Source organism: Micromonospora vulcania (assembly GCF_042658605.1).
Taxonomy (GTDB): domain Bacteria; phylum Actinomycetota; class Actinomycetes; order Mycobacteriales; family Micromonosporaceae; genus Micromonospora; species Micromonospora vulcania.
Map to the genome: position 1 here is coordinate 148991 of NZ_JBHSQS010000011.1, position 15957 is coordinate 164947.

Annotated in this window: 14 protein-coding genes; 9 read left to right on the forward strand and 5 right to left on the reverse strand. The window is 70.5% G+C overall.

Going from position 1 to position 15957, the window contains the following annotated elements:
• Nucleotides 1-75: 75 nt before the first annotated feature.
• From ACFQGL_RS19935 to dnaA, 5 genes are all read right to left on the reverse strand, one after another.
• Nucleotides 76-720: a DciA family protein gene (locus tag ACFQGL_RS19935; protein ID WP_377513685.1), complete on the reverse strand. Its 645-nt coding sequence runs from the start codon at nt 718-720 to the stop codon at nt 76-78.
• Nucleotides 710-1843, reverse strand: a complete 1134-nt coding sequence (gene recF, locus ACFQGL_RS19940; protein WP_377513686.1) for a DNA replication/repair protein RecF — start codon at nt 1841-1843, stop codon at nt 710-712. The genes ACFQGL_RS19935 and recF overlap by 11 nt, the downstream gene beginning before the upstream one ends.
• 16 nt (nt 1844-1859) lie before the next feature.
• Complete coding sequence (gnd, locus tag ACFQGL_RS19945) at nt 1860-2732, reverse strand: phosphogluconate dehydrogenase (NAD(+)-dependent, decarboxylating) (RefSeq protein ID WP_377513687.1); 873 nt, start codon at nt 2730-2732, stop codon at nt 1860-1862.
• A 40-nt stretch (nt 2733-2772) separates the two neighbouring features.
• Complete coding sequence (gene dnaN / locus ACFQGL_RS19950) at nt 2773-3906, reverse strand: DNA polymerase III subunit beta (protein WP_377513688.1); 1134 nt, start codon at nt 3904-3906, stop codon at nt 2773-2775.
• Nucleotides 3907-4692: 786 nt separating this feature from the next.
• Complete coding sequence (dnaA, locus tag ACFQGL_RS19955; protein ID WP_377513689.1) at nt 4693-6513, reverse strand: chromosomal replication initiator protein DnaA; 1821 nt, start codon at nt 6511-6513, stop codon at nt 4693-4695.
• Nucleotides 6514-7145: 632 nt separating this feature from the next.
• Between dnaA and rpmH the strand changes: the two genes are divergently transcribed.
• The 9 genes from rpmH (at nt 7146) to ACFQGL_RS20000 (ending at nt 15793) form a co-directional block, all read left to right on the forward strand.
• Nucleotides 7146-7283, forward strand: a complete 138-nt coding sequence (gene rpmH, locus ACFQGL_RS19960) for a 50S ribosomal protein L34 (protein WP_007453904.1) — start codon at nt 7146-7148, stop codon at nt 7281-7283.
• Between the two features lie 34 nt (nt 7284-7317).
• Nucleotides 7318-7734, forward strand: a complete 417-nt coding sequence (rnpA, locus tag ACFQGL_RS19965) for a ribonuclease P protein component (protein ID WP_377513690.1) — start codon at nt 7318-7320, stop codon at nt 7732-7734.
• A gap of 35 nt (nt 7735-7769) precedes the next feature.
• Complete coding sequence (gene yidD, locus ACFQGL_RS19970; RefSeq protein ID WP_377513791.1) at nt 7770-8015, forward strand: membrane protein insertion efficiency factor YidD; 246 nt, start codon at nt 7770-7772, stop codon at nt 8013-8015.
• Complete coding sequence (gene yidC, locus ACFQGL_RS19975) at nt 8012-9001, forward strand: membrane protein insertase YidC (RefSeq protein ID WP_377513691.1); 990 nt, start codon at nt 8012-8014, stop codon at nt 8999-9001. The genes yidD and yidC overlap by 4 nt, the downstream gene beginning before the upstream one ends.
• A 211-nt stretch (nt 9002-9212) precedes the next feature.
• Nucleotides 9213-9818, forward strand: coding sequence for a Jag family protein (locus ACFQGL_RS19980; RefSeq protein ID WP_377513692.1), 606 nt, complete (start codon nt 9213-9215; stop codon nt 9816-9818).
• A gap of 4 nt (nt 9819-9822) precedes the next feature.
• Complete coding sequence (gene rsmG / locus ACFQGL_RS19985; protein WP_377513693.1) at nt 9823-10689, forward strand: 16S rRNA (guanine(527)-N(7))-methyltransferase RsmG; 867 nt, start codon at nt 9823-9825, stop codon at nt 10687-10689.
• A 259-nt stretch (nt 10690-10948) separates the two neighbouring features.
• A complete protein-coding gene (locus ACFQGL_RS19990) occupies nt 10949-12268 on the forward strand; it encodes a ParA family protein (protein ID WP_377513694.1) in 1320 nt (439 codons plus the stop codon).
• 27 nt (nt 12269-12295) lie between these two features.
• Nucleotides 12296-13306, forward strand: a complete 1011-nt coding sequence (locus tag ACFQGL_RS19995) for a ParB/RepB/Spo0J family partition protein (RefSeq protein WP_377513695.1) — start codon at nt 12296-12298, stop codon at nt 13304-13306.
• A gap of 1413 nt (nt 13307-14719) precedes the next feature.
• A complete protein-coding gene (locus ACFQGL_RS20000; protein ID WP_377513696.1) occupies nt 14720-15793 on the forward strand; it encodes a hypothetical protein in 1074 nt (357 codons plus the stop codon).
• Nucleotides 15794-15957: the final 164 nt, after the last annotated feature.

The window sequence follows — 15957 nt, forward strand, 5'->3', positions numbered from 1 at the left end:
GATCTTCTCCGCCTGCCCGCGTAGGGCAGCCCCGCTCGCGGTGCAGTGCCGACCGGCGGAGCTGAGGCACCCCGCTCAGCCGTAGGTGTCCCGTGGCCCCCGGCCACGTACCCGACGCGGCCCCTTCGACCAGGACGGCGCGGCCGGGCCGTGAATGTGCAGCTTGCGCACCACGTTGTGACCGACCTCCCGGCCGATCTGCTGGAGCAGCGAACCGGCGAGCAGCCGTAGCTGGGTGGCCCACGCCGTCGAGCGGGCCTCCACGGTCAGCTCGCCGTTCTCCAGCTTGACCGGCCGGCTGTGCTGGGCCACCTCCGCACCGACCACCCGCTCCCAGGCACCGAACACGGTGGCCTCGGCGGCCGGTTGCTGCCAGCCGCGCGCCTTCATCAGCCGGTTGAGTACGGCCCCGAGCGGCTGCGGGTCGCGCGGGTCGGGGCCCGGGCCGGAGTAACCGCGCAGCCGCCGCCCCGAGCCGCCGGCACCGTCGCCACTCCCGCCACCGCCAGGGGTACGCCGGGTGCGCGCCGCCGCCTGCCGCCGGGACAGCGCCGCGTCGAGCACCGCCCGCGCCAACTCCGGGCCGGTCGCCGCGCCCGGCTCGCCGCCGCTCGCGGACGGCTCCGATCCTGCGGTACGCGCTGGCGAGGCATCGCCGGCGCCGCTCTTGCCTCTGCCCCGCCCAGGGTCGCTTCGGTTGGTTCGTGGCTCATCCGACACGGCGTACCGTCCCCTCGCCGACCTGGTAGCGGGTGCCGCGCAGGGCGGCCGGAACGTCGTCGTCCACCGCGCAGGTGACCAGCAGCTGGCTCGCGCCGCCGACCAGCTCCGCCAGCCGCTCGCGGCGCCCGGTGTCCAGCTCCGCGAAGACGTCGTCCAGCACCAGCACCGGTTCGATGCCGTCCGCGCGTAGCAGGTCGTACCCGGCCAGGCGCAGTGCGAGCGCGAACGACCAGGACTCACCGTGGCTGGCGTACCCCTTGGCGGGCAGCGGGCCGAGAGTCAGCGCCAGCTCGTCGCGGTGCGGACCGACCAGGGTGGTGCCGCGTTCGATCTCGGCGCTGCGGGACGCGGCGAGGGCGGCGGTCAGCGCGTCGGCCAGCGCGGCCCGGTCGGTGGTCGGCTCGGCCAGCTCGATCGAGGGCCGGTAGGCGATGCCGGCCGCGCCCCGACCGGCGGCCACCGCGTCGTACGCCTTGGCAACGTGCGGAGTCAGCGCGGCGACCAACTCCAGGCGGCCGGCGAGCAACTCCGCGCCGTGCCGGGCCAGGTGGGTGTCCCAGACCGCGAGGGTGCCGAGATCCCCGCCGCGGGATCCGCCGGTCTTGCGAGCCAGGTACGCGGTACGCAGCAGGGCGTTGCGTTGCTTGACCACCCGCTCGTAGTCGGCCCGCACACCGGCGTACCGGGGCTGCCGGTTGACCAACAGGTCGTCCAGGTAGCGGCGGCGCTCGGCCGGGTCACCCCGGACCAGTTCCAGGTCCTCCGGTGCGAAGAGCACCAGCCGCAGCGCACCGAGCACGTCCCGGGCCCGCCGAGCCGGAGAGCGGCCCAGCCGGGCCCGGTTGGCCTTGCCGGGTACGATCTCCAGCTCGACCAGGAGCTCCCGGCCATCGTGCGTCACCGCGCAGCGGATCACCGCTGACGCGGCGCCCATCCGGACGAGGGGCGCGTCCGTGGCGACCCGGTGCGAATCCAGGGTCGCCACGTAACCGAGCGCCTCGACGAGGTTGGTCTTGCCGACGCCGTTGGCGCCGATCAGCACGTTCGCCCCCGGCTGGAGGTCGACGGCCACCCGCTCGTACGAGCGGAAGTCGACCAGTTCCAGCCGGTGGACGTACACAGGTTGTGGATACCGCTCAGCGCTTGTGGACGGCGTGGCCGCCGAACTGCTGACGCAGCGCGGCGACGGCCTTCATGGCCGGCGAGTCGTCCTGCCGCGAGGAGAAGCGGGCGAACAACGAGGCGGTGATGACGTTCAGCGGAACGGCCAGGCGGACCGCCTCGTCGACCGTCCAGCGGCCCTCGCCGGTGTCCTCGGTGTAACCGCTCAGCTCGGACAGGTCCGGGTCCTCGTCGAGCGCCCGGTCCAGCAGGTCGAGCAGCCAGGAGCGGACCACCGTGCCCTCGCGCCAGGACTTGAAGACCCCCGGCACGTTGGTCACCAGCTCGGAGGCCGCCAGCAGCTCGTAGCCCTCGGCGTAGGCGTGCATCAGGCCGTACTCGATGCCGTTGTGCACCATCTTGGAGTAGTGCCCAGCGCCCACCGGCCCGGCGTGCACGAAGCCGAACTCGCCCTCCGGCTTGAGCGCGTTGAAGATCGGCATCAGGCGCTCGACGTGCTGCTCGGCTCCGCCCACCATGAGCCCGTAGCCGTTCTGCCGGCCCCAGACGCCGCCGGAGACGCCGACGTCCAGGTAGCCGATGCCGAGCTCGCTGAGCCGCTCGGCACGGGGAGCGTCGTCGCTGAACCGGGAGTTGCCGCCGTCGATGATGATGTCGCCCTCGCCGAGCACCGCGGCGAGTTCGTCGATGGTGGCGTCGGTGACGCCGGCGGGCACCATGACCCAGACCGCGCGCGGCGACTCGAGCTTCTCTGCCAGCTCTGCGAGGGTCGCGGCGTCGCTCAGCTGCGCGTTGTGGTCGAAACCGACCACCTCGTGGCCGGCGGCGCGCAACCGCTCCCGCATGTTGCCGCCCATCCGGCCGAGTCCTACAAGGCCGAGCTCCATGTGTTCCTACCTCCGTGGATCTGGGTGTTGCTGGGCGCGATCAGCGAGACACGCGGATCGGCATGATGAGGTACCGGTACCCCGGGATGGACTCGCCATCCTCGCCGGCGGGTGAGATCACCGCGGGCTTGAAGGCGTCGACGAACGAGAGCACGGCGGTCTGCGCGCCCAGGTTGGCCAGGCCGTCGATGAGGTACTGCGGATTGAACCCGATGGTCAGCGCGTCACCGGTGAAGGTGGCCTCCATCGCCTCGCTGGCCCGCGCCTCCTCGGAGCCGCCGGCCTCGACCACCAGCCCGTCGGCGCTGAAGCTGAGCAGCACCGGGGTGGTCCGTTCGGCGACCAGCGCGACCCGCTTGACCACCTCGATCAGGGTGCTGACCGACACCCGGGCCTCGGCGTTGTGGGTGGCCGGGAAGAGCGAGCGCACCGGCGGGTAGTTGGCACCGTCGAGCAGCCGGCTGGTGGTGCGCCGGGTGCCGCCGGCCAGGCCGACCATGCCCTCGCCCGCAGCGCCCTGGGCGAGGGCGAGAATGACCTCGCCGCCCAGCGGGCCGAGTGCCTTGGCGGTGTCGTTCAGGGTGCGGGCCGGCACCAGGGCGTTGAAGCTCACCTCGGGGTCGTCCGGCCGCCACTGGATCTCGCGCAGCGCCAGCCGGTAGCGGTCGGTGGCGAGCATGGACAGGGTGTTGCCGGAGAGCTCGACGCGAACGCCGGTCATCATCGGCAGCGTCTCGTCGCGACCGGCGGCGATGGCCACCTGGGCCACGGCGGTGGCGAACGTGGCCGCGTCGACCGTGCCGGCGCTCTGCGGCATCTCGGGCAGCGCGGGGTAGTCCTCCACCGGCATGGTGGGCAGGGTGAACCGAGCGCTGCCGCAGACCAGCTCGAGGTGGGCGCCGACCGCGGCGATGTCCACCGGCTTGGCCGGCAGCGCCTTGGTGATCTCGGCGAGCAGCCGGCCGGAGACCAGGGCAGCGCCGTCGGCGTCGCCCTGCACCTCGACGGTGACCTGGCTGGAGACCTCGTAGTCGAAGCCGGACACCCGCAGGTTGCCGTCGGTGACGCGGAGCATCACACCGGCGAGCACTGGCACGGATGGCCGGTTGGGCAGGCTCTTCGCGGTCCAGGCCACGGCCTCAGCGAGCGCGTCGCGCTCCACTCGGAACTTCATCAATGCCTCCGCGTCGACGTCAGCGACAACTCTCTCATGCCGACCGCTGCCTACCGTCCCGCCCGACCGTGCGGGTACCCATCGCACCTTAGGGCGCGGTGGCATCGGCTGTGCGCCCGACCCCATGGATCGTGTCGGTGCTGACCGGCTGATCCGGGAGCGTTCGGCCCGATCCACAGAAAGTCCAACGGTGATGATTGGTTTTTGTTCTCTTAGAAGAGATAACTCATCGTCTTCATCGCACCTGTGCAAACTGTGGAGAACTCGGGTCTGCGCAGCTCAGACAGGTTATCCACCGGTGATTTAGCTGTGGAGAACCGGGGGTACAACCGGCTTGGTTCTCCACAGCCCGGCTGTGGGCGCTGGTTGTCCACCGTTGTCCACCGGTTGTCCACCGGTAATCCACCGACTTTCTCCCCATGCCTGTGGACAGCCACGAAGATCACCATTGCCGTCATCCCCAGAATCTTCAACAGGTCGTACACAGGTCGACGATCATCGGTGGATAACGTCACGGTTGTCCCCAGGCGTCCACAGCGTCGTACACAGGGTTTCTCCACAGGCTGTGGGTAACCGGCGGAGGACGGACCGTAGTTATCCACCGACGGTGGACAACGAGCTGTGGACAACGAGTGGGAAACACGGCGGTCACGGCCTCGATGCTGTGGTCTGAACCTTGTCGAGGGTCAAGCCGGAGACCCGTCGGGAGGGGAAAAAGAACGCCCGGCCGGAGATCCGGCCGGGCGTGTCCCGGGTGCCGCGAGCCGTCGCGGCGGCGGGCGTACGTCAGGTGTTCTGTTTGATCCGGTTGGTCAGCTCGGCGATCTGGTTGTAGAGCGAGCGGCGCTCGGCCATCTGCTGACGGATCTTCCGGTCGGCGTGCATCACCGTGGTGTGGTCCCGGCCACCGAAGGCCTGCCCGATCCGGGGCAGCGACAGCTCCGTCAACTCCCGACACAGATACATGGCCACCTGCCGGGCGTTGACGAGCACCCGGGAGCGGGACTGGCCGCGCAGGTCCTCCAGGCTCACCCCGAAGTAGTCCGCCGTGGAGACCATGATCTGGTCCGCGGTGATCTCCGGGCCGGCGCCGTCCGGGATGAAGTCCCGCAGCACCTCCTCGGCCAGCGACAGCTCCACCGTCGACCGGGTCAGGCTGGCGAACGCGGTCACCCGGATCAGCGCGCCCTCCAGTTCCCGGATCGAGTTCGACACCCGGGAGGCGATGAACTCCAGCACGTCCGGCGGGGCGTAGAGCCGCTCCTGCGCCGCCTTCTTCTGCAGGATCGCGATCCGCGTCTCCAGGTCCGGTGGCTGGATGTCGGCGAGCAGGCCCCACTCGAACCTGGTCCGCAGCCGGTCCTCCAGCGTCGCCAACTGCTTGGGCGACCGGTCCGAGGTGATCACGATCTGCTTGTTGGCGTTGTGCAGGGTGTTGAAGGTGTGGAAGAACTCCTCCTGGGTGCGCTCGCGGTTCTCCAGGAACTGGATGTCGTCGATCAGCAGGATGTCGACGTCGCGGTAGCGCCGCTGGAACGCACTGGTCTTGTCGTCCCGGAGCGAGTTGATGAAGTCGTTGGTGAACTCCTCGGTCGAGACGTACCGCACCGACCGGGCATTGCCGAGCGTCGTGGCGTAGTGCCCGATCGCGTGCAGCAGGTGCGTCTTGCCCAGCCCCGAGCTGCCGTAGATGAACAGCGGGTTGTACGCCTTCGCCGGTGACTCGGCCACCGCCACGCTCGCCGCGTGGGCGAAGCGGTTGGACGAACCGATGACGAACGTCTCGAACATGTACTTCGGGTTGAGTCGGTTGCCACCGGTGTCGGTGCCGGGCAGCCGCCGATCGTCGCGGCCCCCCGCTCGGTGTTCCACGCCGCTACGACCCGGGCCGCTGTCCGTTCCGCTGTCCCGGGGAAGCGCGCGGATCACGTGCTGGTCCCGCGGTGACGCCGCGTCCTCGCGGTAACGGGGCTCGTAGGGCCGGGTGTCCGGGCCGGGCGGGTCCAGGCGGGTGGCCTGCTCGTCGTAGCCGTGCCGGTCCTGCCCGGAACGAGGCGACCGCAGCGGCTCCACGAACGCGGCGCTGAAGAGCGCCTCCTGGCCGTCCCTGCTGGCCGGGATCAGCCCCGCCCGGTGCCCGTCGAGGCTCGCGGCGAGGGGCGGACCGGCCGGAGCCGCTGGGACGCCCTGCTCGGGCGTCCGCCCCGCGGTCGGCTGCTCGGGGATGACCGTCTCGGCCGGTCGCCCCGCCAGGTCGCCGTCGAACGGCCCGTCGGTCGGACCCTCGGCGTCGACCGGCTCCAGGGTGCTGCGGTAGACGGTGCCGGCCGGGCGGCCGGTGGCGTCCTCGGCCACCCGTACGGTGACCGCCACCTGGATCGGCCGGCCGAGTCGACGGGTGAGTGCCTCGGTGATCGCCGGGCGCAGCCGTGACTCGATGACGTCGCGGGTGAACGCGTCCGGGACGGACAGCAGCGCGGTGTCCTCGACGATCGCCCGAAGCCGGGTCAGTCGGAGGTAGGCACGCTGCTGCGCGGAGATGATCTCGTCGGCGAGCTCGTCGGTCGCCGCCAACCACACCGCGGCAAGGTCGGTCGTACCGGCCACCGTCGTGCCACCCCCTCGCCTCTGCTCCCGGCCGCCGCTGTCTGCCAGCCGGCCATCCCGGGCCCGCCGCGTTCGCGGGTGGAACAACACCCACCCGGATGGGTGACCAGTGGTCGTCCACAGGTTATCCACACCCTGTGTACCGACCGATTGTGGCCGCCCGCCGGACGCGGGTGGGACCTGCCCCTGCCTGAACGGGCGCTGAAGCGGGTTCACCGTGCCGAACGATTGACTGCCTTGTCCGGTCTTGCCCTCGCGTGAGGACCGGAGCCTGGAGACGCTTACCGCAATCGGGCACGGTAACAGCGTTGTCCCTGCGCCATCAACCGGCGACGTGGCCGGGTCCTTGTCGGCATCAGCGAAAACCGCCCCTTCGGTCCCGGGCGCGTCCCGATGTCCGACCTCGCGAGGTGTTTGACGGTCATTGCACCCCTGCGTAGGCTGGAGCGGCTGCTCTCTCGTCCTCTGCTAGGGTGATGGGTGCTTGCTGTCCGCGGTCGCACCCTCGCCTTGCCGGGGGTCCCGCTCCGCCGGGCAGCACCGATCGGGGGCCACCGTCGAGGTGGCCTGGACCACCCCACGACCCCGGCGATCCCGTCGCGCGGGGCGCGTACGAAAACGGAGAGCCTGACGTGAGCAAGCGCACCTACCAGCCGAACAACCGCCGGCGCGCGAAGACCCACGGCTTCCGGCTGCGCATGCGCACCCGTGCCGGCCGTGCCATCCTCTCGAGCCGTCGCGCCAAGGGTCGCACCACCCTGTCGGCCTGAGCCGACCGGGCCGGTCCGGGGGACGTGGGCAGTCGTGCTGGCGGCCGCACAGCGACTGCGGCGCAGCACTGACTTCGCCGCAGCGGTCCGCGGTGGCCGACGCGCCGGACGAGGCGCCGTCGTGGTCCACCTGACGGTGCCAGCGACCCCCGACCCCAGCACACCGACCTCGCCGGAGCCGGCGCGGGACGCCGGTGCGGAGCAGTCGTCCGCACCGACCCGCGCCGGCTTCGTCGTCTCCAAGGCCGTCGGCAACGCGGTTGTCCGTAACCGGGTCCGCCGCCGCCTTCGGGCGTTGACCCGGGAACGGTTGACCGCACTGCCCCCCGGCAGCACGCTGATCGTCCGGGCGCTGCCCGCGGCAGCGGATGCGTCGTACCCCCGTCTCGCCGCCGATCTGGCCGACGCCATCGCGGTGGCCCAGGCCCCCCGAGGGCGGCGGTCCAGGTGAGCGCCGACCCACGGCCGACGACAACCGGCGCGAGGGTGCTGATCGGCCCCATCATCGCGTACCGTCGGTGGATAAGTCCGGCGCTGCCGGCCCGCTGTCGGTTCTACCCGTCGTGCAGTGCGTACGCCCAGGAGGCGGTGGCCCGGCACGGCGCGCTCCGGGGAGCCGCGCTGGCGGTCCGGCGGTTGTTGCGCTGCCACCCCTTCCACCCTGGTGGACATGACCCGGTGCCGGAGCCGGGCGGTCGCCGCCGTGCCGATGTGACTGGAGCTCCGAATTGAGTCTCGACTGGATCTACTTCGCGATTTCGTGGATCCTGCTGACCTGGCACTCCGCCTGGGACGCCATCGGGGTGCCCGTCGGCGCGGTGCTCGGCACCAACTTCGCCTGGATCCTGTCGATCGTCTTCCTGGTGGTCACCGTCCGGGTGATCCTGTTCCCGGTCTTCGTCAAGCAGATCAAGTCGCAGCGGGCGATGCAGGCCCTCCAGCCCAAGGTCAAGGAGCTGCAGGAGAAGCACAAGGGTGACCGGGAGACGCTCCAGAAAGAAATGATGGAGCTCTACCGGAAGGAAAAGGCCAACCCGCTGATGGGCTGCCTTCCGATGTTCCTCCAGATCCCGGTCTTCCTCGGCCTCTTCCACGTGCTGCGCCGGCTCGACCCGGACAAGCAGAGCAAGACCCTCTACGGCTGGACCGTCGACCAGTTCAACAGCGCGTCCAGCGCGAAGCTCTTCACCGCCCCGATCTCCGGCAAGTTCGGCTCCACCGCCGAAGAAATGGCCAGCCTCGGTGCCAACGGCACCACCGTCAAGGTCATCGCTGGTGTCCTGGTTCTGGTGATGATCGCCACCACCTACCTGACCAGCCGGCAGATGATCCTCAAGACCGGTTGGGCCGAGGACCCGCAGCAGCGGATGATCCAGCGGCTGATGCTCTACGGCATCCCGGCCTCGCTGCTGATCTCCGGCGCGATCTTCCCCATCGGCGTGATCATCTACTGGGTCACCAACAACCTCTTCACCCTCGGCCAGCAGCAGTGGGTGCTGCGCAAGTTCCCGCCGCCGGTGACCGCCAAGAAGGCCACCACCCCCGCTGCCAACCGCGGCCCGGTTCAGCCGGCCAAGTCGGGTGGCCTGTTCGGGCGGAACAAGCCGGCCGCCACCGCGCCGGCCACGGTGACCGCGCCCAAGGTGGCCGCGCCGAAGCCGGGTGCGAAGCCGGTCAACAACCCCAAGAAGAGCCGGCCCGCCAAGCGGCAGGGCTAGCCCCCTCCGGGCCGTCGTCGGGTGACCGGCGGCGGCCCGTCCGCTCCGCGCAGCCGCCGTACGGCCGGCGCCGGACGGAACCGACCGCGCGCGACGCGGCCACGGGCGACACTGCCCGTACAGACGTGCCCGTGGGCACCGGCGACCTCCCGCCGGCCCCGGGGAACCAGCGGACCCGACGGTCCGGCCGAGCGAGTACGGAGATGAGACCGTGACCGAGACCAGCATCCCCCACGCCAAGCAGTCCCTGGACGAGGAGGAGACCGCGCCGCTCGCGGTGGACGACGCCGACGACACCGAAGCCGACGACGACGCCGAGCCCACCGCTGGCGGCCGGGAGAAGAAGGCCGCGGGCGAGAGTGACCTGTTCCGCCAGAGCGAGATCGCAGCCGACTACGTGGAGGGGCTGCTCGACATCCTCGACTACGACGGCGACATCGACGAGTTGGTCGCCGGTGGCCGCCCGATGGTCGAGGTGGTCGGCGAGCGACTGCAGAACCTCGTCGGGCAGCGCGGGGCCACCCTGGAGGCGCTCCAGGAGCTGACCCGTCTCGCGATCTTCCGGCAGACCGGTACGCCGAGCCGTCTGCTGCTCGACGTCGGCGGCTACCGCGCGACCCGCCGCAAGGAACTCGCGGCGGTCGCCAAGAACGCCGTCGAGAAGGTCAAGGAGCACGGCGAGGCCGTTCGGCTGGAGCCGATGTCCGCGTTCGAGCGGAAGTGCGTACACGACGTGGTCAACGCCATGCCCGGCGTGGAGAGCGAGTCCGAGGGCGTCGAGCCGAACCGGCGCATCATCGTACGGCCGGCGGACTGACCGGGTGACCCACGACGACACCACGGCTGACGCCGTGACCGGCCCGGGCGGCACGCCGCCCGGGCCGTCCGCTGTCCGGGCCGACGACGGGGGTACCGACAGCGGCCCGACCGGGGACGGTGCGGGCGACGGCACACCGTCGCCAGCCGACGCGGCGCTGCCACCCGAGCTGGCTCCGGCCGCCGCGACCCTCTTCGGTGATCGGCTCGACATCGCCGCCGCGTACGCCGAACTGCTGGCGACCGACGGGGTGGTGCGCGGTCTGATCGGCCCTCGGGAGGCACCGCGGATCTGGGACCGCCACCTCCTCAACTGCGCCGCGGTCGCCGAGCGGATCCCGGCCGACGCCACCGTGCTCGACGTCGGTTCCGGCGCCGGTCTGCCCGGTCTGGTGCTGGCCATCGCGCGCCCGGATCTGACCGTCACCCTGATCGAACCGTTGGCCCGTCGGACGTCGTTCCTGATCGAGGTCGTCGAGCGACTCGGGCTGACCAGGTCGGTACGGGTGTTTCGGGGCCGGGCCGACGAGGCTGCCAGTGGATCGTCCGGCCGGGAACCCATCAGCGGGGACGTGGTGACCGCCCGCGCGGTCGCGCCGCTGGACCGGTTGGCGACCTGGAGCCTGCCACTGGCTGTGCGCGGTGGACGACTGCTGGCGCTCAAGGGCGCGTCTGCCGCCGACGAGATCAACGAGCACGCCGAGGTGGTGGCCCGACTCGGTGGCGGCGAGCCGGCCGTACACCTCTGCGGCGTCGGGGTGATCGATCCGCCCACCACCATCGTGGAGATCGTGCGCGAGCGGATGGTCGGTCCGACCCCTCGCCCGGCGGCCAGCAAGCGGTCCCGTGGCGGGCGGGCACGCCGCCGCTGACGCTTTGCGCCATCGGACGTCCGGCCGGTGGGTTACCTCGTTGTACCGGTGCGGATGGAACGAGGAGATGAGATCCCGGCGTGGACCGGCCGCGCCCGTCCGCCGTAGGCTGACCGCGCGTCGATAATGTGGAGCGGGCGACGGACGTCGCGGGTTCTCCGACCGCTCCCGAGGAGCCGTACGCTCCGGGGTGCGAGCGCGGGTGCGGCCAAGTTGACCGGGGCGCGGACCGACCATCCGAAGCGGGCAGGGATGACAGGTGCATGACGACGGCAGGTACGACGATCCACGCGTGACCGGGTCAACCAGCGACTCTGTTTCACGTGAAACCGACTACCCCAGCTGGTCGCCCGGAGCGTCCGGGCCATCTGCCGTACCGGCGGACAACGATCCGCTGGTGGTGCAGAACGAGTCACCGGGCCAATCGACTGGCCCGGAGCTTCCGGATTCGACGGCGGTACGCCGGGCAGCGGACGGGTTGACCCGACCGGTCAACGCGGCCGAGGTGCGGCCCACGTCAGTCCGGCGGAACACTGCCGCGGCGGTCCGCTTCGAAGCGGCGGTGCCGCACCAACCCGTGGCAACGGCGGTTCGGGACGCCGCGCCGGTGGTCGTCGACAAGCCAGTCGCGTCGACCGAGTCGCTGGCCGCGGTGACGTCCGATCCCACGTACGTTTCACGTGAAACCCCGACGCGCGAAGAGGATGACCCACCGTTGGCTATGGAGGCGATGCGCGCCGTGCAGATCCTGAATCCCAGTGGCGAGGTGAGCATGCCTCGGCCGGACCGGACCCGGGTCATGTGCGTCGCGAACCAGAAGGGCGGCGTGGGTAAGACCACGACGACGGTCAACCTTGCGGTGGCGCTGGCGCTGCACGGCAACCGCGTGCTCGTGGTGGACCTCGACCCGCAGGGCAATGCCTCGACCGGGCTCAACGTCCCGCACCACACCGGTATCCCAGACGTCTACGACTGCCTGATCAACAGCGTGCCGTTGGCTGAGGTGGCACAGGCCGTCGAGGGCATCCCGAATCTCTGGTGCGTACCCGCGACGATCGACCTCGCCGGCGCGGAGATCGAACTGGTGTCGGTGGTGGCGCGGGAGTCGCGCCTCGACCGGGCCATCGCCGCGTACCCGGGGCAGTTCGACTACGTCTTCATCGACTGCCCGCCGTCGCTCGGCCTGCTCACGGTCAACGCCCTGGTAGCCGCGCAGGAGGTGTTGATCCCGATCCAGTGCGAGTACTACGCGCTGGAGGGCCTCAACCAGCTGATCAACAACATCAACCTGGTCCGGCAACACCTCAACCCCAAGCTGGACGTCTCCACCATCCTGCTGACCATGTACGACCGCCGTACCCGGCTGGCTGACGCGGTCGAGCAGGACGTTCGGAACCACTTCGGTGACAAGGTCCTGCAGTCGGTCATCCCCCGCAACGTCCGGGTCTCCGAGGCACCCAGCTACGGCCAGTCGGTGATGACCTACGATCCCGGTTCGCGGGGCGCCACGAGTTACTTCGAGGCGGCCCAGGAGATCGCCGAGCGGGGCGTCAAGGAGCCGGTGGGTCGGAATGCGTAGTGCGGACAAGTCGCTGGGAGGCGTGGCATGAAGAACCGTCCTCGGGGCGGTCTGGGTAGGGGCCTGGGGGCGTTGATCCCGACTGGGCCGGTGCCGGGCGCCGACACCATGACGGCCGAGCCGGAGAACGGGCCCGTCGATGACGGGCTCGCCGTAGCCGCACCAGCGACGCCCGCTGCCGTGCCGGCCGAGACCCAACCGGCGCTCAGCCCGGTGCCGGGGGCCCGCTTCGCCGAGATCCCGGTCGACGCGATCGTGCCGAACCCGAAGCAGCCCCGCCAGGTCTTCGACGAGGAGGCGCTGGAGGAGCTGAAGACCTCCATCCAGGAGGTCGGCTTCCTCCAGCCCATCGTCGTACGCCAGCTCGACGACGAGAAGTACGAACTGGTGATGGGTGAGCGGCGTTGGCGAGCCGCCCAGGCGGTCGGGCGGGAGAACATCCCGGCGATCGTGCGGGACACCCGTGACGACGCCATGCTCCGCGACGCGCTGTTGGAGAACATCCACCGGGCCAACCTGAACCCGTTGGAAGAGGCAGCCGCGTACCAGCAACTGCTGGAGGAGTTCGGTGCCACCCACGAAGAGTTGGCTCGCCGGATCGGCCGGAGTCGGCCGCAGATCTCGAACACCATCCGGTTGCTGAACCTGCCGCCGCAGGTGCAACGCCGGGTCGCCGCTGGCATCCTGTCGGCGGGCCACGCCCGCGCTCTGCTGAGCCTCGACGAGGCCGAGGCGCAGGAGCAGTTGGCGTTGCGGATCGTGGCCGAGGGCCTGTCGGTCCGGGCGACCGAGGAGATTGTCGCCCTGGCGCTCAACGACGGACCGGCCAAGGGGCAGGCCGCCAAGCGGCGCCCGAAGCCCCACGCGCCAGCCCTGACCGACCTCGCGGACCGACTGTCGGATCGGTTCGACACCCGGGTGAAGGTCGACATCGGCCGGAGCAAAGGCAAGATCACGATCGAGTTCGCGACGGTGGACGACCTGGAGCGGATCGTCGGGATCATCGGGGTGCAGCAGGAAGAGGAATCCGGGGACTGATCACCCCTCCGACTGCGGCCGCGCTCCCTTTCGGGTGCGCGGCCGTTCTGCGTCCGACGCCGGTCGGTTTCACGTGAAACGGCGGCGGCCGGCTCGCGGTTGGGTTTGGTGGGTGTCGGCGCTAGACAGCGCGATGAGTGTGCCCGGGCCAACTCGGCAGCCACGATGTCGTGGCTCGTGGCTCGTGGCTCGTGGCTCGTGGCTCGTGGCCGCTGGCGGCCGGGCCCACCCGAAGCCGGCTCCCGTTTCACGTGAAACGGTGCCATGCGTCAAGGGGCGACGCCTCCTGGCCAGAGCGCAATTGCGGGCCGGGCGCTGTTGAACTGCTCCCCGTCAAGTCGGCCCCTGGCGGCCGTGTGGGACCGGATGGCCTCCCAGGCGGGTTCCGCTGCGGCGTCGACCGACGATTGCTGCTTCCCCGATCATGAGGGCGAGTGCCGGGAAACCCCGTGCGGCCCGCTGAACGGCCCGCTGCCGCTTCGTGGGCGGCGCTTGGTGGTCTTGTAGGGCTGAGCGCCGCAGCAGACCCTCTCGTTGCTCTGGCCGTCAGTTGACCCGATCGGGTCAGTCGCGACGACCCGGATCTCTCACTGGAGCGGGTGGGGTCCCCTGGCCGCGCAGTCGGCGGCCATGCGGGCTCCGCGCCCGGTGCCCTGCCCTGCACTGCCCCGTGCTCAAGATCCGAGCAACTTCAGGGGAGTTGCTGCTTCGACAGTCTCGGAGGTAGCACTTTCCCCGAAAGTGCCGGGATCTTGGGCCGCGTCGGGCGCGAGAGGGCGAGGGCGACGGGGAAAGGCGAGGGACAAGGGGCCGAATGCGGCGCGGGGCGCGGAGGGCAGGGCGTGTAGGGCACAACGGCGTGAGGCGTTTAGGCAGACGGGCACGCTGCCCGTGTGTCCGCCACGATCGTCCCTCGCGCCCTCGCGCCCTCGCGCCCTCGCGCTTAGGTCAAGATCCACACAACATCCTGGAGGTTGTGGTCTTCCGCCGGCGGCGAGGCCACAACATCCAGGAAGTTGCGTGCCAACTACCTTGCGGTCCTGTCCGAGCGACTGCTGGAGCGACAGCCGCACCCCGTCATCGTCGACCGTCGGGCGGTACATGGATGCGTCGCACCGTCGAGCAGAGGCGACGGCCGGAGGTCAGCACTGGCGGGTGCGGGTGGCTTGTGCGAGTCGATCGCGAGCAACGACCGGCCGGCCAAAAAGTTATCCACACCGGTTGTCCACAGGCACCCCCTGTTTCACGTGAAACACCGCGTGAAAGCGGGTGCCAGCCTGTGGATGACGGCCCGTGTTCGGCATCTCGGCAGCCTGTGGATATCGCTCCGTCTGGGCGTTGGTGGCCCGGGTACCGATCGACGATGAACACTGATTCGGTCGCCCCGGACCGGTCGAACAGGTAGGGACAGCGATGCCAGACTCGGTTAGGGTCAGCGTCGTGCACGACACCCCTCCCTCAGTTCCGGACTTCACCCAGTGGCCATCGTTTCCCTTCGAGGGTGACCTTCGCGTCAAGCAGCTCGACGACCCGGTCCCGGTCGAACCGCCACGCAAAGGCGAGGGCCTCCGGGAATGCACCGCCTGCAACGCGCCAGACGACGCCTACATCTGGGTGGGAGAGCGCTGGCGGGTCCGTGCCATGGACCGGCCCACCGGCCTGCCCATGGTGCTCATTCTGGAATCCCGAACCCACCTCGACCTGGGTGACCTGCCGAACCTGCTGGCCGCCGAGCTGGGCGTGATGACCGTACGTCTGGAGCGGGCGATCCGCTCGCTGGACGGCGTCGCGCGGGTGCACGTCAACCGGTGGGGCGACGGCTCCGCGCACCTGCACATGTGGTTCCTCGCCCGTCCGTACGGCCGACTTCAGCTGCGGGGCACGTTCCTGTCGCTGTGGGATTCGATCCTGCCACCCATCTCCGAGGCCCAGTGGCGGGAGAACCTGGCGCTCGTCGCCGCTTGGCTCGCCGAGTTCGGTGGCCGTCCGCTGGCCGAGCCGCCGCGCATTCAGTGGCAGGCACCGTCCAGCCTGCTTGCGCAAACCGCCGCCGCGAATGCAGCTGCGGCAGAGGTGGAAGCCGTGTCGGTCATCGAAGCGGCCGAAGAAATCCCAGAGCCGGAGACCGCCACCACGTCTGCCGACTCTGATGCCGGCCCCGACGCTGGTGCCGAGTTCGAGGCCGATGCCAGCCCCGACGCCAACGCCGAAGCCGCCGATTCTGGCCCCGGCAATGTCCCCAGTCCTGGCATCGTCACCGCGGACCTCGACACCGCCCCGGTGAGCGGGCCCGCCGCCGCTGAGGCCGCTACCGACACCGACCCTGCGGCCCAACCCGCCGCCGGCGAAGGCCCGACCGCCGAATCCACCACCGGTTCAGCCCCAGGCTCCACCACGGCCAAAACCAGCACAACGCCGGCAACCTCCGGCCGCAAAACCCCGAACGCCACCTCGCCCGCCGCCGCCCCACCCGGCGACACCCACTGACCGACTCGATCATGAGGTTGGCGGCGAAATGTGTCCCTGAAACACCCGCCAACCTCATGATCGACCGGCGACCGGCGACCGGCGACCGGCGACCGGCGACCGGCGAGCGGGGACCGGCGAGCGGGGACCGGCGACCGGCGACCGGCGACCGGCGACCCGGCAAC